Genomic DNA, 18906 nt, shown 5'->3' on the forward strand with positions numbered 1-18906 from the left:
AGCGCGAGCGGTTGGGCTGCGCGGCCGGCGCGGGCGCGGCCGGGTTCGCACGCTGCGCCTGCGACGGCGCGGCCTGCTGCATCGGCTGCTGCGCAGGCGGCGTGGCCTGACGCTGCGTGACGGTGGAATTCTGGCGGCCGATGCTGCGCCCGCCGCCCATGCGCTTGGCTTCAGCGTCGAGCGATGCGAACGTGCCGGCCGTGAGCAGGCCGACCATCAGCAGTGTGCCGACTCGTCGAGCCCACGGCTTCGACGGCTTGCTACGGTTGAACAACGAACGCGTTTCGGACATCAGCTTCTCCAGATGTAAGACAAATGTATGGAAAGAGCCCCTTAGTACTTGGCTCCCATGTGTAAAGCTACCACGCCACCTGACAAATTGTAATATTTGACGGCATCGAGGCCCGCTTGTTCCATCATCGTCTTCAGCGTGTCCTGATCGGGGTGCATCCGGATAGATTCAGCAAGATACCGGTAACTTTCAGCATCTTTCGCGAACTTGTCGCCAAGCCACGGTAATACTTTGAAAGAATACAGATCGTACGCCTTTTTCAGCGGATCCCATACTTTCGAGAATTCCAGCACCATCACGCGGCCGCCGGGCTTCGTCACGCGGCGCATCTCCGCCAGCGCGGCATCCTTGTGCGTCATGTTGCGCAGCCCGAACGCGACCGTGACCAGATCGAAGTAGTTGTCCGGAAAGGGGATTTTCTCCGCGTCGCACAGCAGCGACGGCGTCACGATGCCCTTGTCGAGCAGCCGGTCGCGACCGACGCGCAGCATCGATTCGTTGATGTCCGTGTGCCAGACCTCGCCCGTCGGCCCGGCTGCCTTCGCGAACGCCTTGGTCAGGTCGCCGGTGCCGGCCGCGATGTCGAGCACCTTGAAGCCGGGACGCACGTTCGCCTGCGCGATCGTGAACGCCTTCCACGCGCGGTGCATGCCCGCCGACATCAGGTCGTTCATCAGATCGTAGTTGCTCGCGACCGAATGGAACACACCCGCCACTTTCTTCGCTTTTTCGTTTTCCTCGACGCTTTCGAAGCCGAAGTGGGTTTTGCTCATCGCGTTGATCCTCAGTAAATGGCAAGACGGCGCCGAGCGGGCGCCGTCGAATTTCAGTGGCAGTGGCCGTGCGACGCGGAGGCCGCCTGCATCGGGGCGTCGCGCTCGACGCCCGCCGCCTTCAGTTTGTCGAAATAGTCGCGCCACAGCGCGTCCTGCTGCGTGGCCAGCTCGTACAGCAGGTCCCACGAGTAGATGCCGGTCGAATGGCCGTCGGAAAACGTCGGCTGCAGCGCGTAGTTGCCAACGCCCTCGAGCGCGGTGATCGTCACCTCGCGCTTGCCGGTCTGCAGCGTCTCCTGGCCGGGCCCGTGGCCGCGCACCTCGGCCGACGGCGAATACACGCGCATCAGCTCGAACGGAATCCGGTAGCTTTCACCGTTCGGGTACTGCAATTCGAGCACGCGCGATACCGCGTGCACGACGACGCCGGACGGAATCGGCGTCGTGGAAGTCAAACCGCTCATGGCTGCCTCGAATCGGTCATGCGTTGAATTTCCTCGCGCACCGCATTGTGCAGCAGCGAGGCCTGCGCCGCGCGCGTGCGCAGCAGCGCCTCGGACACGCTGCGCTGGCGCGGCGCCCAGACGGGCTGCGGGAAGTGGGCGTCGTTGGAAAAGCGCGGGATCACGTGCCAGTGCACGTGCGGCACCATGTTGCCGAGGCTCGCGAGATTCACCTTGTTCGGCTGCATCACGCGGCGCACGGCCCGCTCGACCGCGTAGACCACGCGCATCAGGTGGACCCGCTCGGGCTCGCCGAGATCGGAGAATTCCGCTACGTGCGTGCCCCAGATCACCCGGCAGAAGCCCGGATACTCGTGCTCGCCCGTCGCGAGGACAACGCGCAGCGCATCGTCCTGCCAGAGCACCTCGCCGCCGTCTTCACGGCAAAACACGCATTCCATCGTCGCTCCCATGTGGACGGGCGCCGGCATTGCCGCGCCGGCGCCCGCTCATCCCCAGCCCGGTCGGGCGGTCGTCATGCCCGCATTAGACCAGCACGCGCTCGATCCCGCCATTGTTCGCGCGTGCGACATAATCGGCCATCCAGTTCTCGCCGAGCACCTGGCGCGCGATTTCGACCACGATGTAGTCGGCTTCGAGGTTCGCATCCTCGCCGTAGCGCGACAGGCCCTGCAGGCACGACGGGCAGCTCGTCAGGATCTTCACGTCCGGGCCGTTCGCGGCCGCGGCGGCCGGCGCCGGCGCAGCGCCGGCCACCACGGGAATCGCACGCAGCTTCGCGGCGCCCTTGCGGATCTCCTCTTCCTTGCGGAAACGCACCTGCGTGGAGATATCCGGCCGCGTGACCGCCAGCGTGCCCGACTCACCGCAGCAACGATCGTTCTTCTCGATCTTGTAGCCGTCCTTCTCCGCGCCCATCAGCTCGTTGACGAGCTTCACCGGGTCCATCGTCTTGATCGGCGTATGGCACGGGTCGTGATACATGTAGCGCGTGCCCGTCACGCCGTCGAGCTTCATCCCCTTCTCGAGCAGGAACTCGTGGATGTCGATGATCCGGCAGCCCGGGAAGATCTTGTCGAATTCATAGCCGGCGAGCTGGTCGTAGCAGGTGCCGCACGACACGACCACCGTCTTGATATCGAGGTAGTTCAGCGTGTTCGCGACCCGGTGGAACAGCACGCGGTTGTCGGTGACGATCTTCTCGGCCTTGTCGTACTGGCCCGAGCCGCGCTGCGGATAGCCGCAGCACAGGTAGCCCGGCGGCAGCACGGTCTGCACGCCGGCCTCCCACAGCATCGCCTGCGTCGCGAGGCCGACCTGCGAGAACAAACGCTCGGAGCCGCAGCCCGGGAAGTAGAACACCGCTTCCGAATCGACGGTCGTCGACTTCGGGTTGCGGATGATCGGCACGATCTTGTTGTCCTCGATGTCGAGCAGCGCGCGTGCCGTCTTCTTCGGCAGGTTGCCCGGCATCTTCTTGTTGACGAAGTGGATCACCTGCTCGACGACGGGCGGCTTGCCCACCGTCGCCGGCGGGTGCTGCGTCTGCTTCTTAACGACGTTCTTCAGCATGTCGTTCGCGAAGCGCTGCACCTTGTAGCCAACGCCCATCATCACGCTGCGCGCGGCGTTGATCGTCTGCGGGTTGGTCGCGTTCAGGAAGAACATGCCCGCCGCATTGCCGGCGTTGAATTTCTTCTTGCCCATCTTGCGCAACAGGTTGCGCATGTTCATCGTGACGTCGCCGAAATCGATCTTCACCGGGCACGGCGTCGCGCACTTGTGGCACACCGTGCAGTGGTCGGCCACGTCGTTGAACTCGTCCCAGTGCTTGATCGACACGCCGCGGCGCGTCTGTTCCTCATACAGGAACGCCTCGACCAGCAGCGACGTCGCGAGGATCTTGTTACGCGGGCTGTACAGCAGGTTTGCGCGCGGCACGTGCGTCGCGCACACCGGCTTGCACTTGCCGCAGCGCAGGCAGTCCTTCACCGAATCGGCGATCGCGCCGATGTCGGACTGCTTCATGATCAGCGACTCGTATCCCATCAGCCCGAAGCTCGGCGTATAGGCGTTGCGCAGATCGGCGCCTTCGAGCAGCTTGCCCTTGTTGAAACGGCCGTTCGGGTCGACGCGCTGCTTGTACGCGCGGAATTCGGCGATCTCGTCGTCGGTCAGGAACTCGAGCTTCGTGATGCCGATGCCGTGCTCGCCGGAAATCACGCCGTCGAGCGAACGCGCGAGCGTCATGATGCGCGCGACCGCCGCGTGGGCGTCCTGCAGCATCTCGTAGTTGTCGGAGTTGACCGGCAGGTTGGTGTGGACGTTGCCGTCGCCCGCGTGCATGTGCAGCGCGACGAACACGCGGCCGCGCAGCACCTGCTTGTGGATCGCCTGCGCTTCGTCGAGGATCTGCTTGAACGCGCCGCCGTTGAAGATCGCGCGCAGCTCCGCGCGGATCTCCTGCTTCCACGAGATGCGGACCGTGCGGTCCTGCGTGACGTGGAACACGGTCGCGCCCGGCTGCTCATCCGCGCGATCGGCGAACTTCTCGGCGAGCGCCTCGTAACCGAGCTGCACGAGGTAGTGCTGCGCCTCGCGCAGCGGCTGGTCGAGGCGGTCGCGCACGAACTCCCAGCGCGCGCGCACGCGCTTGAGCAGCTCCAGTGCCTGCTGGACGCGATCCTCGAGCAGTTCGGCGCTCGGGATCTCATTCGCGTCGTCGGTCTTGCCGAGCGGCAGGTTGCCGCCGCGGAAGAACGCTTCCAGCGCGTCGACCAGTTGCAGCTTGTTCTTCAGCGACAGCTCGATGTTGATCCGCTCGATGCCGTCGGTGTACTCGCCCATCCGGTTCAACGGGATGACGACGTCTTCGTTGATCTTGAACGCGTTCGTGTGCTTCGCGATCGCGGCCGTGCGGCTGCGGTCGAGCCAGAAGCGCTTGCGCGCCTCAGCGCTGATCGCGACGAAGCCTTCGCCGCTCTTGCCGTTCGCCATCCGGATCACTTCGGACGTCGCGTGCGCGACCGCGTCGGCGTCATCGCCGACGATGTCGCCGATCAGCACCATCTTGGGAAATGCGTTGCGCTTGCTCTTGGTCGCGTAGCCGACCGCGCGCAGGTAGCGCTCGTCGAGGTGCTCGAGGCCCGCGAGGATCGCGCCGCCCTGCTTCGACGTCTCGAACAGGTAGTCCTTGATCTCGACGATGCTAGGGATCGCCTCGCGCGCCTGGCCGAAGAATTCCAGGCAGACGGTGCGGGTGTGCGCCGGCATCTTGTGCAGCACCCAGCGCGCGGACGTGATGAGCCCGTCGCAGCCTTCCTTCTGCACGCCCGGCAGGCCGGCCAGGAACTTGTCGGTCACGTCCTTGCCGAGGCCTTCCTTGCGGAACCGGCGGCCCTCGATCTCGAGCATCTCGCTCTTCAGCAGCTTCTCGCCCGGCGCATATGCGCCGTCGAACCACTTCAGCTCGAAACGCGCGACCGCGATGTCGTGGATCTTGCCCTGGTTGTGCTCGTGGCGCGTGACTTCGAGCCAGTTGCCGTCCGGGTCGACCATCCGCCACCAGGCCAGGTTGTCAAGCGCGGTGCCCCACAGCACGGCCTTCTTGCCGCCCGCGTTCATCGCGACGTTGCCGCCGATGCACGATGCGTCGAGCGAGGTCGGATCGACCGCGAACACGTAGCCGGCCGCTTCCGCGGCTTCCGTCACGCGGCGCGTGACGACGCCCGCGCCGGAGAAGATCGTCGGCACTTTGTGCGCGACGCCCGGCAGCTCTGTCAGCTCGACCGCGCCGAGCTGTTCGAGCTTCTCGGTGTTGATCACCGCGGAGAACGGCGTGAGCGGCACCGCGCCGCCCGTGTAGCCGGTGCCGCCGCCGCGCGGGATCACGGTCAGGCCGAGCTCGAAGCAGGCCTTGATCAGGCCGGCGATCTCGGCTTCGGTATCGGGGGTGAGCACGACGAACGGGTATTCGACCCGCCAGTCGGTCGCGTCGGTCACGTGCGACACGCGCGACAGCCCGTCGAAACGGATGTTGTCCTTCTGCGTGCAGCGGCCGAGCGCCTTGGTCGCGCGGCGGCGCAGGTCGGCCATCTTCTCGAATTCGTCGGCGAACTCGTTGACCGCGCGCTGCGCGGCGGTTTCGAGCATCTCGACGCGCGATGCACGTTCGCGGCCCGCGTCGTCGCGGTGCTCGGTGAGATCCGCGCTGCGGCGCTTGCCGATTTCGGTCAGCCGGTGGTTCAGCGCCTCGATCAGCAGCGCGCGGCGCTTCGGGTTGTCGAGCAGGTCGTCCTGCAGGTACGGATTGCGGCGCACGACCCAGATGTCGCCGAGCACTTCATACAGCATCCGTGCCGAGCGGCCCGTACGGCGCTCGGCGCGCAGCTCGTCGAGCACCGACCACGCCTCTTCGCCGAGCAGGCGGATCACGATCTCGCGATCCGAGAAGGACGTGTAGTTGTAGGGAATCTCGCGCAACCGGGGCGCGGGGTCGGCGGCGACGGCGGCTGCCGCGCCATGCGGATCGAAAACTTGTGGTGCGTTCATGTTCGGACGACTCGGAGGGCCGATACACCGTGCACGGGCGTCGGCAAGCGCGTGGGCGCAATCTTGGGGAAATCTGTTCTGTAACCAGGCGCGCGGCTGTCCTTCATGGGGCCGGAGCGGGCGGAGATTCGCCCCTCCTGGCCGGCGACAGGGCCTGGCGGCACTCGATCATCAGCACGATCGCGCGCGGCGCGCATGCCGTTCCGCCGCGGGGCTGGCTGCGCGCGGCGTCGGCTTCAACGGTGCGATCCGAGGGTGCCTCTGCATCTTCCGAATCCTTGATTCAAAACGGAATTCTAACCCATGATCGGGCCACGCGTGACACGTCGGACAGGTCGTGGGGCTATCGCCGCGAGCCGCGCCAGGTCTGGCTCGGCGCGATTTCACGCGGTCATTCGCCGTCCGTCCGGTCGGTAACCACGCGGTTAAGCCGGTAAAAGAGGCCGCGCTACGTCGCCGACGCATCGTCCGCACGGCCCCGCGGGCGTGCGCCCGGCATGCCGCTTGCGTACAGGCGGACCCTTGGCGCTATCATTGATCCTTTACCGTCTGCTACCGCACTGCACGCGAGCGCCCATGGCATCCCACGATTACCTGAAGAAAATTCTCACCGCGCGCGTCTACGACGTCGCGATCGAGACGGAACTCGAATCCGCCCGCAACCTGTCCGCCCGGCTGCGCAACGCCGTCTACCTCAAGCGCGAGGACAACCAGCCGGTGTTCTCGTTCAAGCTGCGCGGCGCGTACAACAAGATGGCGCACATTCCGGCGGACGCGCTCGCCCGCGGCGTGATTACGGCATCGGCCGGCAACCATGCGCAGGGTGTCGCGTTCTCGGCGGCCCGGATGGGCGTCAAGGCGGTGATCGTCGTGCCCGTCACGACGCCGCAGGTGAAGGTCGATGCGGTGCGCGCGCACGGCGGCCCGAGCGTCGAGGTGATCCAGGCCGGGGAGTCGTACAGCGATGCGTATGCATACGCGGTCAAGGTGCAGGAGGAGCGCGGCCTCACGTTCGTCCATCCGTTCGACGATCCGTACGTGATCGCCGGCCAGGGCACGATCGCGATGGAGATCCTGCGCCAGCACCAGGGCCCGATCCACGCGATCTTCGTGCCGATCGGCGGCGGCGGGCTCGCGTCCGGCGTCGCGGCCTACGTGAAGGCGGTGCGACCGGAGATCAAGGTGATCGGCGTGCAGGCCGAGGATTCGTGCGCGATGGCGCAGTCGCTCGACGCGGGCAAGCGCGTCGAGCTGAGCGAGGTCGGCCTGTTCGCGGACGGTACCGCCGTGAAGCTGGTCGGCGAGGAAACCTTCCGGCTCTGCAGCGAATACCTCGACGGCGTCCTGACGGTGAACACCGACGCGCTGTGCGCGGCGATCAAGGACGTCTTCCAGGACACGCGCAGCGTGCTCGAGCCGTCCGGCGCGCTCGCAGTCGCGGGCGCGAAGCTCTACGCGGAACGCGAAGGCATCGAGAACCAGACGCTCGTCGCGGTCACGTCCGGCGCGAACATGAACTTCGACCGGATGCGCTTCGTCGCCGAGCGCGCGGAAGTGGGCGAGGCGCGCGAAGCCGTGTTCGCAGTCACGATCCCCGAGGAACGCGGCAGCTTCAAGCGGTTCTGCTCGCTCGTCGGCGACCGCAACGTCACCGAGTTCAACTACCGGATCGCCGATGCGCAGGCCGCGCACATCTTCGTCGGCGTGCAGATCAAGCGCCGCGGCGAATCGGCCGAGATCGCCGCGAACTTCGAATCGCACGGCTTCAAGTCCGTCGACCTGACGCACGACGAGCTGTCGAAGGAACACATCCGCTACATGGTCGGCGGCCGTTCGCCGCTCGCGCTCGACGAGCGCCTGTTCCGCTTCGAGTTCCCGGAACGACCGGGCGCGCTGATGAAATTCCTGTCGTCGATGGCGCCGGACTGGAACATCAGCCTGTTCCATTACCGCAACCAGGGCGCGGACTACAGCTCGATCCTCGTCGGGCTGCAGGTGCCGCAGGCCGATCGCGCCGAATTCGAACGCTTCCTCGCGGCACTCGGCTATCCGTATGTCGAGGAGAGCGCCAACCCGGCTTACCGCCTCTTCCTGTCGTAAAGGCGTCACGCATGAATCCCGAACATTCCCCGCTCGGCAAGGCCACCGTCTACGCGGCCCAGTACGACGCGTCGCTGCTGTTCCCGATCCCGCGCGCCGGCGCGCGCGAGCAGCTCGGCATCGCGTCGGCGCTGCCGTTCTTCGGCACCGACATCTGGAACGCATACGAGCTGTCCTGGCTCAACGCGCGCGGCAAGCCGCAGATTGCGGTTGCGACCTTCTACGTACCGGCCGAATCGCCGAACATCGTCGAATCGAAGTCGTTCAAGCTGTATCTCGGCTCGTTCGCGCAGACGAAATTCGACTCGATCGACGCGGTGCGCGACACGCTGAAGCGCGACGTGTCGGCCGCGTGCGGGGCGAGCGTCGCCGTGCAGCTCGTGTCGCCGCACGATTTCGGCAAGCTCGAAATGGACGAACTCGACGGGCTGTCGCTCGACCGGCTCGACCTCGACACGGACGTGTACGAACCCGATCCGTCGCTGCTGTCGGCGGCCGTCGACGAAGCGCCGGTCGAGGAGACGCTCGTGTCCGACCTGCTGCGCTCGAACTGCCCGGTCACCGGCCAGCCCGACTGGGGCAGCGTGCAGATTCACTACGTCGGGCCGCAGATCGACCACGCGGGCCTGCTGCGCTACATCATCTCGTTCCGCAACCACACGGGCTTTCACGAGCAGTGCGTCGAGCGGATCTTCCTCGACATCCTGCACGCGTGCAAACCGGTGAAGCTCGCGGTGTATGCGCGCTATACGCGCCGCGGCGGGCTCGACATCAACCCGTTCCGCACGAACTACAACCAGCCGATGCCGGACAACGCGCGCAACGCGCGGCAGTGACGGCGGCGGGTGGCCGCCGCAGCTTGCCTTTTGCCGCCGGCGACGCGCGGCCGCCACCCCAAATACAACAGCCCGACCGGAATCAACCGGCCGGGCTGTTTTTCATTGCGCGAGAAAAGCGCGAACGAACGACGATCACCCGCTCACCGGCCGCTCCGGCAGGATCTCCACCAGTCGCAACAGGTATCCGTCGGGATCCTGCACCAGCATCTCGATCTGGCCATGCTCGATCTCGCCCTCCCGATACCAGGACGTGCGCGGCTCGACGAACAGCGGCACGCCCGCGGCGCGGATCCTGTCGAGAATGGGGTCGAGCGCATCGACCTCGATCTGAAAATTGATCCCGCGCCCGAACGGCGGCTCCAGCGGGCCGGTCAGCCAGCCCTCCGCGCTGTACTGCTCGAGCATCAGCTGAGCCCGCCCGATTTCCAGATAGGCGAAGCCGTCTTCCGGACGTTCGAAGCGAATCCGGAATCCCAGCACATCACGATAGAAGCGCACGCTTCCGGCGAGGTCCGAGCAGATCAGCTCCGGCACCAGCGCAGCCCATTCCATGTATTTCCCCTCCGTACGATCACGCGGCACATTACATAAACGGGCGGGTGGCGTTGCGGCGGCTGCCTCGGAAGCGCCGGGCAACGGTCGAACCGCGCACGACACACGACAAAACGGGCCCGGCGCACGTGAATGCGCCGGGCCCGTTCTGGAGCGGCTCGCCGTTGCGGCGTTACTTCGCCGGCGCCTTGTACGCGATGCAGTCGACCTCGACCTTGCAGTCGATGACCATGCTCGACTGCACGCACGCGCGTGCCGGCGGATGCTCGCCGAAGTACGACACGAACACCTTGTTGAACGACGCGAAATCGCGTGCGTCGTCGAGCCACACGCCGCAGCGCACGACGTGCTCGAGGCCGTAGCCGGCTTCCTTCAGGATCGCGATCACGTTCTCGATCGTCTGCTTCGACTGCGTGACGATCCCGCCTTCGACGACCTCGCCGTTCACCATCGGCGTCTGGCCCGACACGTACAGCCAGCCGTCGGCCTCGACCGCGCGTGCGAACGGCATCACCTGGCCGCCCGTCCCCTTCGCTTCGCCTACGCCATATCGCTTCATCGTTTCACTCCTTGTTTGTCGACCGCCTCGACGCTTCAGCGCCGGCGCCGGTCCCATGCAACGCACGGTTGCGGATGCGCGCACCGACGACGGCGCGCGCGGCAGATCGGAACGACAACCGCGTTCAGAACGCGGCGTCGGCACTCGCCGGCACACGCTCGCCGCGTGCGACGAAGCCGCCGGCGCGCTCGCCGGTCGGCTGGCCGTTTTCGTAGGTCAGCACCCCGTTCACCCACACGGCGTCGATTCCGTGCGCGGGCTGCTGCGGCTTCTCGAACGTCGCGGCGTCGATCACGCGCGCCGGGTCGAACAGCACGAGGTCGGCGTGGTAGCCCACATGCACCTCGCCGCGCCGCGCGATGCCGTAGCGGCGCGCGGACAGCGACGTCATCTTGCGGATCGCCTCCTCGAGCGGCAGCAGGTTGGTGTCGCGCACGTAGTGGCCGAGCACGCGCGGAAACGCGCCCCACAGCCGCGGGTGCGGCAGCGGATCGTTCGGCAGGCCGTCGGAGCCCACCATCGTCGCCGGGTGCGACAGGATCCGGCGCACGTCCTCCTCGGACATGTTGTGGTACACGGCGCCCGCCGGGCGGATGCGCTGCGCGGCTTCCTGCTCGGTCACGCCCCAGTCGGCCGCGATCGCCTTCAGCAGCTTACCCGCCACTTCCGGGTGCGGCTCCGACCAGGTGATCGTGATGTCGATGTCGCCCGTCACCTGCTTCAGGTCGAGCGTCGACGAGCTGCGGCTGTACGGATAGCAGTCGCAGCCGACCGGCTGGTAGCGGCGCGCGCCTTCGAGCGACGCCAGCACTTCGGTGCTGCGCCCCCAGTTCGACGGGCCCGCGCACTTCAGGTGCGAGATCACGACCGGCACGCGCGCATGGCGGCCGACCTGGTACGCCTCTTCCATCGCGTCGAGGATCGCGTCGAATTCAGTGCGCATGTGCGTCGTGTACAACGCGCCGGCGTTCGCGAGCGGCTCGGCGAGCGCCATCACCTCTTCGGTCGGCGCCGCGAACGCGGAGCCGTACGCGAGGCCCGAGGACAGGCCGAGCGCGCCGTTCGCGAGCGCCTCCTCGAGCTGCGCGCGCATCCCGGCGATCTCGCCGTCGGTCGCCGCGCGGTCGAGGCGGTCCATCTGGTTGTTGCGCAGCGCCGTGTGGCCGACGAGCGCCGCGACGTTCACGGCCGGACGCGCGTCGTTCACGGCCGCGACGTAGTCGGCGAAGGTCGGGTACTGGAACGCGCCGCGCTCGCCGAGCAGGTTCATCGGATCGGGCGGATCGCCCGCGAGCGTCACCGGCGACGCGCTGATCCCGCAGTTGCCGACGATCACGGTCGTCACGCCCTGCGAGATCTTCGGCACCATCTGCGGCGCGCGGATCACGTGCGTGTCGTCGTGCGTGTGCACGTCGACGAAGCCCGGTGCGAGCGCGCGGCCGTTCGCATCGACGACGGTCTCGGCGAGCCAGTTCGACAGGTTGCCGATCGCCGCGATCACGCCGTTGCGGATCGCGACGTCGCGCGTGACGGGCGGCGCGCCGGTACCGTCGTAAAGCTGCGCGCCGACGATCAGCGTATCGGCGGCTTCGGGATGCGAATGCATGGTCAGTCTCCTACCGGTTGACGGTCTCCGCCGCCGCGGTGCGCATCGAGCGCGTGCTTGATGCGACGCAGCGATTCCCGGCCCGCATCGCCGAGCCGCAACGCGACTCCGGTGACGAGCACGTCGATCGCCATCATCATCGCGTAGCGCGATGTCGACGGCTTGTAAATGAAATCGGTTTCGAACGCGACGACCGGGATCAGGTGGTCGGCCAGCTTCGCGAGCGGCGAGGCCGGCGCGGTGATCGCGATCAGCTTCGCGCCGTAGCGCTTCGCGAGCCGGCAGCTCTCGAGCAGCTCGGGCACGCGCCCGCTCACCGACAGCGCGACGACGACGGTGTCGCGCGACAGCGTCGCGGCCACCATCCGCTGCAGCAGGCTGTCCTGGTAGCTCGCGACCGGCCGGCCGAAGCGCACGAGCCGGAAACGCAACTCGTCGGCGAGCGCGGTCGAGCCGCCGCCCTGCCCGTACACATAGGTCATCTTCGCGCCGGCGAGCAGGTCGGCGGCTTCCTCGAACGACGTATTGCGCAGCAACTGGTGGTTGTGCGCGAGCGCCACGCGGATCTCGTCGTAGACCATCGACGCAGGGCTCGTATCGTCGGCCGGCGCGTCGTCGGACGGCACGAGAAAGCGCTGGCCGACGGCCGCCGCCTGCGCGACCAGCACCTTCAGTTCGCGCACGTCGCGGCAGCCGACGGCCTTCGCGAAACGCGTGACCGTCGCGACGCTGACCTCCGCGTCGCGCGCGAGCGCGCCGATGCTCGCATGTGCGGCGCGCGCCAGATCGGCGAGGATGAACGCGGCGACCTTGCGCTCGGCTTCGCGCAGCTCGGGTGCGCATTCGGCGATCCGCGCGACGATGTCGAGGACCGGCGGGGCGGCTGATGCCGGATAGGGCTCGGCCGCGTGCGGAGCGGACGGATTGGCGGGCGTATTCATCTGCGGAAAAGGGTGCGAAGCTCTATGTTACTAAATAACATCACCGCGCAGATGCTACTTTCTGTACCATCTGCGTGTCAACTTCAGTGCAATGCATAGTGATGATGGAGCGGGATGACATGAAAGTTACAAACTATCAGGAAGCGACGATCGATCCGTTCGGCAAGGGCCTCGGCAATCTGCCGAGCGCGAGCGTGCCGCTCGGCGACGCGGGCCGCCTCGAGTGGAACCTGCTCGCGGAAGACGTCAGCCTGCCGGCCGCCGTGCTTTACGAGGATCGCATCGAACACAACCTGAACTGGATGCAGGCATTCGTCCAGAAGTACGGCGTCAAGTTTGCGCCGCACGGCAAGACGACGATGGCGCCGCAACTGTTCCGCCGCCAGCTCGACGCCGGCGCGTGGGGCATCACGCTCGCGACCGCGCACCAGACGCAGGCCGCGTATCACGGCGGCGTGCGGCGCGTGCTGCTCGCGAACCAGCTGGTCGGCCGCCAGAACATGACGATCATCGCGGGGCTGCTGTCCGATCCCGACTTCGAATTCTTCTGCCTCGTCGATTCCGCGGAGAGCGTCGACCAGCTCGGCCGCTTCTTCGGCGCACTGAAGAAGCCGCTGAACGTGCTGCTCGAGCTCGGCGTGCCGGGCGGCCGCGCGGGCGTGCGCGATGCCGCGCAGCGCGAGGCCGTGCTCGCCGCGATCGCACGCTATCCGGACACGCTGAAGCTGGCCGGCATCGAACTCTACGAAGGCGTGCTGAAGGAGGAAGGCGAAATCCGCACGTTCCTGCAGGAAGCGGTCGCGCTCACGCGCGAACTGGCCGAGGCAGGCCGCTTCGCGCGTACGCCGGCGATCCTGTCCGGCGCCGGTTCGGCGTGGTACGACGTGGTCGCGGAAGAATTCGCGAAGGCGTCCGACGCGGGCTTCGCGGAAGTCGTGCTGCGTCCGGGCTGCTACCTGACGCACGATGTCGGCATCTACAAGAAGGCGCAGACCGACGTGTTCGCGCGCAACCCGATCGCACGCACGATGGGCGAAGGGCTGCTGCCCGCGCTGCAGTTGTGGGCCTACGTGCAGTCGGTACCCGAGGCCGACCGTGCGATCGTCGCGCTCGGCAAGCGCGACGCGGCGTTCGACGCGGGGCTGCCGGAGCCGGCGCGCCACTTCCGCCCGGGCCGCGACACCGCCCCGCGCGACGTCGTCGCCGCCGAAGGCTGGGCCGTCACCGGGATGATGGATCAGCACGCGTACCTGCAGATCCCGCCGGGCGCGGACGTGAAGGTCGGCGACATGGTCGCGTTCGACATCTCGCACCCGTGCCTGACGTTCGACAAGTGGCGCCAGGTGCTCGTGCTCGATCCGCAGTTCCGCGTGACGGAAGTCGTCGAAACCTTCTTCTGACGCAGGTCGCGCGCACCGCCCCGCCGCGCGCGCGGGGCGGCCGTCACGCGCGCTTCAAGCGGCCGGAGTACACTGCGCTTTCGTCCTCGGGGCCCCGGGCGGGCATGGCATTCGTCATCCGCGGCGGGCCCTCAACGCAGCTCCACTGGAGAAAGCCATGGCCGCGAAGAAGATCCTGTTCCTGACCGGCGATTTCGCCGAAGACTACGAAACGATGGTGCCGTTCCAGGCGCTGCAGGCCGTCGGCCACCACGTCGATGCAGTGTGCCCGGGCAAACGCGCGGGCGACAAGATCAAGACCGCGATCCACGATTTCGAAGGCGACCAGACCTACACCGAGAAGCCCGGCCACCAGTTCACGCTGAACGCGGCATTCGACGACGTCGACGCCTCGCGCTACGACGCGCTCGCGATCGCGGGCGGCCGTGCCCCCGAATACCTGCGACTCGATCCGAAGGTGATCTCGCTCGTGCGCGAGTTCGCCGAAGCCGGCAAGCCGATCGCCGCGATCTGCCACGCGGCGCAACTGCTCGCGGCCGCCGACGTGATCCGCGGCAAGCGCATCTCGGCCTACCCGGCCTGCGCGCCCGAGGTGAAGCTCGCGGGCGGCGAATACGCGGACATCCCGGTCGACGCGGCCGTGACCGACGCGCCGTTCGTCACCGCGCCCGCGTGGCCCGCGCATCCGGCCTGGCTCGCGCAGTTCCTCGCGCTGCTGGGCACGCGCATCGAGCTTTGAACCCGCAGGGAATCGAGATGAGATGAAGTGCCGGGGCGGCGCGGCGTATTCACGCCGACCGGCGCCGCCCTGCCCCGTGCTTCAACGCGCGGCCGGCGTCGAGCCGACGTCCGCGATCCGCGACTCCAGCATCGCCAGCGCGCCCGACAGCGCATTCAGCACGTCGTCCGGCAATTGCGCCATCGTCTGTTCGAGAAACGCCTTGCGGCGCGGCAGGCATGCGTCGAACGCGGCGCGGCCGGCGTCCGTCAGCGTCACGTTGGTCACGCGATTGTCGCGTGCGTCGGACTCGCGCTCGATCCAGCCGAGCGCGTCGAGCGATTTCAACTGGCGCGTGAGCGCGCCCGGATCGATGCGCAGCACTTCGACGAGCTTCTTCTGCGACGAATGCCCGCCCATCGTGTGCAACGCGACCATGATGCGCCAGCGCGGCATCGGTTGCCCGACGTGCGTCTCGAATGCGGTCATGAACGCGCGATACGTCCGTCCGAATTGCTGCAAGATCGCGACGCGGTCCTGTTCTTCCATGCGCTCAGTTCTACTCGTTCAATCGTTCAATCGGCCGCGACATGCGGTTCGATCTTGCGCCGCAGCGCGATCGGCGGCACGCGGCGGCACTGCCACACCGACACCACGGCGACGACGGCCGCCATCGCGACACCCACGTGAATCGCGCCGACGAGCGATTCGCGGGCCGCTTCCAGCAGCAGCGCGCCATTATGCCCGGCACGGGTCAGCTCCGCGACAAGGCCGCCCTGCGCGGCGCGATCGATCAGGATCTGCGGATCGGCGAGCTGCGCGTGCCACTGCATCGCGTGATCGGCCGACAGCGCATCGCGCACGCCGGCCGAGTACATCTGGTTGACGAGCGTGCCGGTCAGCGCGGTGCCGATCATCCCGCCGACCATCCGCAGCGACTGCAGCAGCGCCGTGGCGATGCCGAGGTGCTCGCGGCCGGCCGTCTGCTGCGCGAATACGGTGAGGTTCGGCAGCACGAAGCCGAGCCCGATGCCGCCCGCGACCATCAGCGCCATCAGCAGCCACTTCGGCGTCGTGTGGGTCGACACGACGACGCCCGCGCAGGTGATCGCGAACAGCACGAAGCCGACGTGCAGCATCGCATTCGGATTGCGGATGCGCGTGACGACACGGCCGTTCATGATGCTGCCGATCGTGATGAACACGACGAGCGGCGTGATCACGAGCCCCGCCTCCTTCGGCGACATCCCGAAGCCGCCCTGGAACAGCAGCGGCGCGTAGAACAGCAGCGAGAACATCGAGAAGCCGGCGAGGATGGCCAGCACGAAGAGCGCCGACAGCGCGCGGTTGCCGAACATGTCGAACGGCAAGATCGGCTGCGCGCAGCGCTTCTCCCAGTGCCACAGGCCGAAACCGGCCGCGACCGCGACGACGAGCAGCAGCGACGCCCAGCTCGCGACGCCGTACTTCGGCAGCCATTCGACGAACAGCTGCAGCGCGCCGAGCGACAGCGCGATCAGCAGCGCGCCCGGCCAGTCGAGCCGCATCTTGCGATCGTGCTCGACGTGGCGCAGGTGCGGCAAGTAACGCCACACGAACAGCAGCGACAGCAGGCCGATCGGCAGGTTCACGTAGAACACCGAGCGCCAGCCGAACGACTGGGTCAGCACGCCGCCGAGCGACGGGCCGACCGCGTTCGCGATGCCGAACGCGGAGCTCATCAGCACCTGCCAGCGCAACCGCACGACGGAATCGGGGAACAGGTCGGGAATGCACGCGAACGCGGTGCCGACCAGCATTCCGCCGCCGATCCCCTGCAGCCCGCGCGCGAGCACGAGCATCAGCATGTCGTTCGCCATCCCGCACAGCACGGACGCGCCGGTGAACACGACGATCGACACGATGACGAACGGCTTGCGCCCGTAATAGTCGCCGAGCCGGCCGAAGATCGGCACTGTGATCACGGAACTGAGCAGGTACGAGGTCGCGACCCACGCGTACAGGTCGAACCCCCGAAGCTCGGCGACGATGGTCGGCAACGCGGTGCCGACGACGGTCTGGTCGAGCGCGACGAGCATGGTGACGAACGAGATCCCGATCATCGCCAGCAGCGATTCGCGGAACGGCAGGACTTGCCCGCTCGAATGGTGGGCGGCGGTATGGACGGCCATTTTTTGTTGGCGCAACTTTTGACGAGTCAAACAATCTCAAAATTCTAGCATGCGGGAGTAATCTAGGCTGGCGACGGTCAAACCGGCCCAGACCGCCAAGGAGAAAGATGGAACCGATTTCAATTCCCCCCGCCACCATGCTGTCGCAGGACGATCGGGACGCGCTGTGGCGCGCGAAGCAGGTGCTGGAAAGCCCGTCGCTGACGATGAAGCTGACGGGCATGCTGGGCGCACCGGTCGAGAAAATGATCGCCCGGCTGCCGGATTTCGCGACCGGCAAGATCAACGACGCGACGCAGCTCGCGCTGCGCAAGTGCCTGAACATCGCGCTGCGCACGCTCGGCAAGCCGCCCGCGCCGGACGCCGAACCCGACAAGCCGAGCAACCTGCTGCACAAGCTCGCGGTCGCGACGACCGGCGCGGCGGGCGGCGCGTTCGGCTTTCTCGCGCTGCCGGTCGAGCTGCCGGTGACGACGACGCTGATCTTCCGCTCCGTGTGCGACATCGCGCGCAGCGAGGGTGAAGACCTGGGCTCGGTCGATACGCAGCTGCAATGCCTGGCCGTGCTCGGCATGGGCGGCAACCCGGACAAGCAGGAAGAGGACGCCGATCTCGGTTATTTCGTGCTGCGCGGCGCGCTCGCGCAGGCGATCTCGAAGGCATCGTCCGACATCACGACGAAGGGCATCGCCGCGCACAGCTCGGCGGCCGTGTTCAAGCTCGTGCAGACGGTGGCGTCGCGTTTCTCGGTGCAAGTGACCGAGCAGATGGCCGCGAAGTCGATTCCGGCGATCGGCGCCGTGCTTGGCGCGACCGTCAATACGCTGTTCATCGACCACTTCCAGCAGATGGCGCACGGCCACTTCACCGTCCGCCGGCTCGAGCGCAAGTACGGCTCGGCGGCCGTCAGGGCCGCCTATCAGGCAATCGACGTCTCGCCGGCGCGCTGAACCGCGCGCTCGACCGCGACGCGGCGCAGGAACGCGGCCGCGCGGTCGAGCGCGTCGCGTGCTTCCGGCATCATCGGCGCGTACAGCTGCCACACGTGCGGCATGTCCGGCCACACCTCGATCTCCACCGCCACCCCGGCGGCCTTCGCCTTCTCGGCGACGCGGCGCGAATCGTCGAGCAGCACCTCGGTGCTGCCGACCTGGATATACAGCGGCGGCAGGCCCGCGAAATCCGCATAGAGCGGCGACGCGTACGGATTCGTCCCCGGCTCGTCGCCGAGGTACAGCTTCGCGGCCTTCGGCAGCGCCGCGCCCGCGAACATCGGATCGGCGCCGTCGTTCGTGCGCAGCGTGGCGCCGGTGGCGGCCAGGTCGGTCCATGGCGAGAACAGGATCGCGCCGGCCGGCAGCGGCTCGCCGCGATCGCGCAGCGCGACGAGCGTCGCGAGCGCGAGGCCGCCGCCCGCCGAATCGCCGCCGAGCACGATCGACTCGGGCGGCGTGCCGAGCGCCAGCAGCTGCCGGTACGCGGCCAGCGCGTCGTCGAGCGCGGCCGGGAAACGGTTTTCGGGCGCAAGCCGGTAGTCGAGCGAGAACGAGCGCACGCCCGCGCGCTTCGTCAGGCCGAACACCAGCGGCCGATGGGTCTTCGTCGAACAGAAGTAATAGCCGCCGCCATGGAAGTACAGCAGCGTGCGGCCCGGCCCGCGCCCCGCGCCCGCGTCGGTGCGCTCGAGCCATTCGCCGCGCAGCGGCGCGTCGCCCGCGCCGTAGCACTGGCGCAACCGGTAGCCCGACGGCACGCGGCGCGGCACCATCATCCGCAGGTCGGTAAAGCGCCGTGCGCGGGCGGGATCGAGCACCTCGCGCGTGGTCTCGGGACGGAACTGCCAGCGCAGCAGCCAGCAGGCGAACTTGCTTTGCCAACTCATCGGACGCACTCCGTATTCGCAGTGTGACGACGGTACGTGCGATCGTTCCCGCACC

The 18906-nt window shown here is 67.4% G+C and carries 16 protein-coding genes and 1 pseudogene; 5 read left to right on the forward strand and 12 right to left on the reverse strand.

All coding sequences use genetic code 11. The annotated features are described in order from the left end of the window. The 5 genes and pseudogenes from ABY44_RS25455 to ABY44_RS25475 form a co-directional block, all read right to left on the reverse strand. A pseudogene (locus ABY44_RS25455) lies at nucleotides 1–292 on the reverse strand (hypothetical protein); the annotation flags it as partial. Nucleotides 293–333: 41 nt separating this feature from the next. Beyond that, entirely contained in the window at nucleotides 334–1065 is a 732-nt protein-coding gene (ubiE, locus tag ABY44_RS25460; protein WP_027789150.1) for a bifunctional demethylmenaquinone methyltransferase/2-methoxy-6-polyprenyl-1,4-benzoquinol methylase UbiE, read from the reverse strand. 53 nt (nucleotides 1066–1118) lie between these two features. After that, nucleotides 1119–1532 (reverse strand): gamma-butyrobetaine hydroxylase-like domain-containing protein, encoded by a 414-nt coding sequence (locus tag ABY44_RS25465; RefSeq protein ID WP_021161323.1) that lies wholly within the window; start codon nucleotides 1530–1532, stop codon nucleotides 1119–1121. Beyond that, entirely contained in the window at nucleotides 1529–1972 is a 444-nt protein-coding gene (locus ABY44_RS25470; RefSeq protein WP_060174882.1) for an HIT family protein, read from the reverse strand. The genes ABY44_RS25465 and ABY44_RS25470 overlap by 4 nt, the downstream gene beginning before the upstream one ends. Before the next feature lie 85 nt (nucleotides 1973–2057). After that, the gene (locus tag ABY44_RS25475) at nucleotides 2058–6083 is read right to left on the reverse strand and encodes a DUF3683 domain-containing protein (protein WP_060174881.1); all 4026 of its coding nucleotides are present in this window, start codon (nucleotides 6081–6083) and stop codon (nucleotides 2058–2060) included. 576 nt (nucleotides 6084–6659) lie between these two features. Between ABY44_RS25475 and ilvA the strand changes: the two genes are divergently transcribed. Beyond that, entirely contained in the window at nucleotides 6660–8183 is a 1524-nt protein-coding gene (ilvA, locus tag ABY44_RS25480) for a threonine ammonia-lyase, biosynthetic (RefSeq protein WP_027789147.1), read from the forward strand. A gap of 11 nt (nucleotides 8184–8194) precedes the next feature. Then, nucleotides 8195–9019 carry an NADPH-dependent 7-cyano-7-deazaguanine reductase QueF gene (gene queF / locus ABY44_RS25485; RefSeq protein ID WP_027789146.1) on the forward strand — a complete coding sequence of 275 codons (825 nt, stop codon included), beginning with the start codon at nucleotides 8195–8197 and terminating at the stop codon, nucleotides 9017–9019. A 135-nt stretch (nucleotides 9020–9154) separates the two neighbouring features. Here queF and ABY44_RS25490 read toward each other — a convergent pair whose 3' ends face one another. The 4 genes from ABY44_RS25490 to ABY44_RS25505 all read right to left on the reverse strand — a co-directional run bounded on the left by ABY44_RS25490 (nucleotide 9155) and on the right by ABY44_RS25505 (nucleotide 12680). Continuing rightward, nucleotides 9155–9574 (reverse strand): bleomycin resistance protein, encoded by a 420-nt coding sequence (locus tag ABY44_RS25490; RefSeq protein ID WP_060174880.1) that lies wholly within the window; start codon nucleotides 9572–9574, stop codon nucleotides 9155–9157. A 172-nt stretch (nucleotides 9575–9746) separates the two neighbouring features. Continuing rightward, nucleotides 9747–10133, reverse strand: a complete 387-nt coding sequence (locus tag ABY44_RS25495; protein WP_006751946.1) for a RidA family protein — start codon at nucleotides 10131–10133, stop codon at nucleotides 9747–9749. Between the two features lie 124 nt (nucleotides 10134–10257). Further along, nucleotides 10258–11739, reverse strand: coding sequence for an N-acyl-D-amino-acid deacylase family protein (locus ABY44_RS25500; RefSeq protein WP_059688762.1), 1482 nt, complete (start codon nucleotides 11737–11739; stop codon nucleotides 10258–10260). A 2-nt stretch (nucleotides 11740–11741) separates the two neighbouring features. Continuing rightward, nucleotides 11742–12680, reverse strand: coding sequence for a MurR/RpiR family transcriptional regulator (locus tag ABY44_RS25505; RefSeq protein ID WP_027789143.1), 939 nt, complete (start codon nucleotides 12678–12680; stop codon nucleotides 11742–11744). Between the two features lie 119 nt (nucleotides 12681–12799). On the opposite strand from ABY44_RS25505, the gene ABY44_RS25510 reads away from it, so the two are divergent. Continuing rightward, entirely contained in the window at nucleotides 12800–14080 is a 1281-nt protein-coding gene (locus tag ABY44_RS25510; RefSeq protein ID WP_027789142.1) for an amino acid deaminase, read from the forward strand. A gap of 157 nt (nucleotides 14081–14237) precedes the next feature. Then, the gene (locus ABY44_RS25515) at nucleotides 14238–14819 is read left to right on the forward strand and encodes a DJ-1/PfpI family protein (protein ID WP_021161332.1); all 582 of its coding nucleotides are present in this window, start codon (nucleotides 14238–14240) and stop codon (nucleotides 14817–14819) included. A gap of 81 nt (nucleotides 14820–14900) precedes the next feature. Here the strand turns inward: ABY44_RS25515 and ABY44_RS25520 are convergent, their stop codons facing one another. Both ABY44_RS25520 and ABY44_RS25525 read right to left on the reverse strand, forming a co-directional pair. Then, nucleotides 14901–15347 (reverse strand): MarR family winged helix-turn-helix transcriptional regulator, encoded by a 447-nt coding sequence (locus ABY44_RS25520; protein ID WP_021161333.1) that lies wholly within the window; start codon nucleotides 15345–15347, stop codon nucleotides 14901–14903. Between the two features lie 26 nt (nucleotides 15348–15373). Further along, on the reverse strand, nucleotides 15374–16969 hold the full coding sequence (locus ABY44_RS25525) for an MDR family MFS transporter (RefSeq protein ID WP_059699892.1): 1596 nt from the start codon (nucleotides 16967–16969) through the stop codon (nucleotides 15374–15376). Nucleotides 16970–17076: 107 nt separating this feature from the next. On the opposite strand from ABY44_RS25525, the gene ABY44_RS25530 reads away from it, so the two are divergent. Next, the gene (locus ABY44_RS25530; RefSeq protein WP_060083110.1) at nucleotides 17077–17919 is read left to right on the forward strand and encodes an EcsC family protein; all 843 of its coding nucleotides are present in this window, start codon (nucleotides 17077–17079) and stop codon (nucleotides 17917–17919) included. On the opposite strand, the gene ABY44_RS25535 is transcribed toward ABY44_RS25530, so the two are convergent. Further along, nucleotides 17889–18851 carry an alpha/beta hydrolase gene (locus ABY44_RS25535; RefSeq protein WP_060174879.1) on the reverse strand — a complete coding sequence of 321 codons (963 nt, stop codon included), beginning with the start codon at nucleotides 18849–18851 and terminating at the stop codon, nucleotides 17889–17891. The genes ABY44_RS25530 and ABY44_RS25535 overlap by 31 nt on opposite strands. Nucleotides 18852–18906 lie beyond the last annotated feature (55 nt).

The organism is Burkholderia sp. ZZQ-2, from assembly GCF_050768715.1.
Lineage (GTDB): Bacteria > Pseudomonadota > Gammaproteobacteria > Burkholderiales > Burkholderiaceae > Burkholderia > Burkholderia cepacia.

Coding starts and splice junctions, on each gene's coding strand:
- ABY44_RS25525 (WP_059699892.1), bottom strand. CDS start 16,969: ATGGCCGTCCATACCGCCGCCCACCATTCGAGCGGGCAAGTCCTGCCG.
- ABY44_RS25520 (WP_021161333.1), bottom strand. CDS start 15,347: ATGGAAGAACAGGACCGCGTCGCGATCTTGCAGCAATTCGGACGGACG.
- ubiE (WP_027789150.1), bottom strand. CDS start 1,065: ATGAGCAAAACCCACTTCGGCTTCGAAAGCGTCGAGGAAAACGAAAAA.
- ABY44_RS25505 (WP_027789143.1), bottom strand. CDS start 12,680: ATGAATACGCCCGCCAATCCGTCCGCTCCGCACGCGGCCGAGCCCTAT.
- ABY44_RS25530 (WP_060083110.1), top strand. CDS start 17,077: ATGGAACCGATTTCAATTCCCCCCGCCACCATGCTGTCGCAGGACGAT.
- queF (WP_027789146.1), top strand. CDS start 8,195: ATGAATCCCGAACATTCCCCGCTCGGCAAGGCCACCGTCTACGCGGCC.
- ABY44_RS25495 (WP_006751946.1), bottom strand. CDS start 10,133: ATGAAGCGATATGGCGTAGGCGAAGCGAAGGGGACGGGCGGCCAGGTG.
- ABY44_RS25490 (WP_060174880.1), bottom strand. CDS start 9,574: ATGGAATGGGCTGCGCTGGTGCCGGAGCTGATCTGCTCGGACCTCGCC.
- ABY44_RS25465 (WP_021161323.1), bottom strand. CDS start 1,532: ATGAGCGGTTTGACTTCCACGACGCCGATTCCGTCCGGCGTCGTCGTG.
- ABY44_RS25500 (WP_059688762.1), bottom strand. CDS start 11,739: ATGCATTCGCATCCCGAAGCCGCCGATACGCTGATCGTCGGCGCGCAG.
- ABY44_RS25470 (WP_060174882.1), bottom strand. CDS start 1,972: ATGGAATGCGTGTTTTGCCGTGAAGACGGCGGCGAGGTGCTCTGGCAG.
- ABY44_RS25510 (WP_027789142.1), top strand. CDS start 12,800: ATGAAAGTTACAAACTATCAGGAAGCGACGATCGATCCGTTCGGCAAG.
- ilvA (WP_027789147.1), top strand. CDS start 6,660: ATGGCATCCCACGATTACCTGAAGAAAATTCTCACCGCGCGCGTCTAC.
- ABY44_RS25475 (WP_060174881.1), bottom strand. CDS start 6,083: ATGAACGCACCACAAGTTTTCGATCCGCATGGCGCGGCAGCCGCCGTC.
- ABY44_RS25535 (WP_060174879.1), bottom strand. CDS start 18,851: ATGAGTTGGCAAAGCAAGTTCGCCTGCTGGCTGCTGCGCTGGCAGTTC.
- ABY44_RS25515 (WP_021161332.1), top strand. CDS start 14,238: ATGGCCGCGAAGAAGATCCTGTTCCTGACCGGCGATTTCGCCGAAGAC.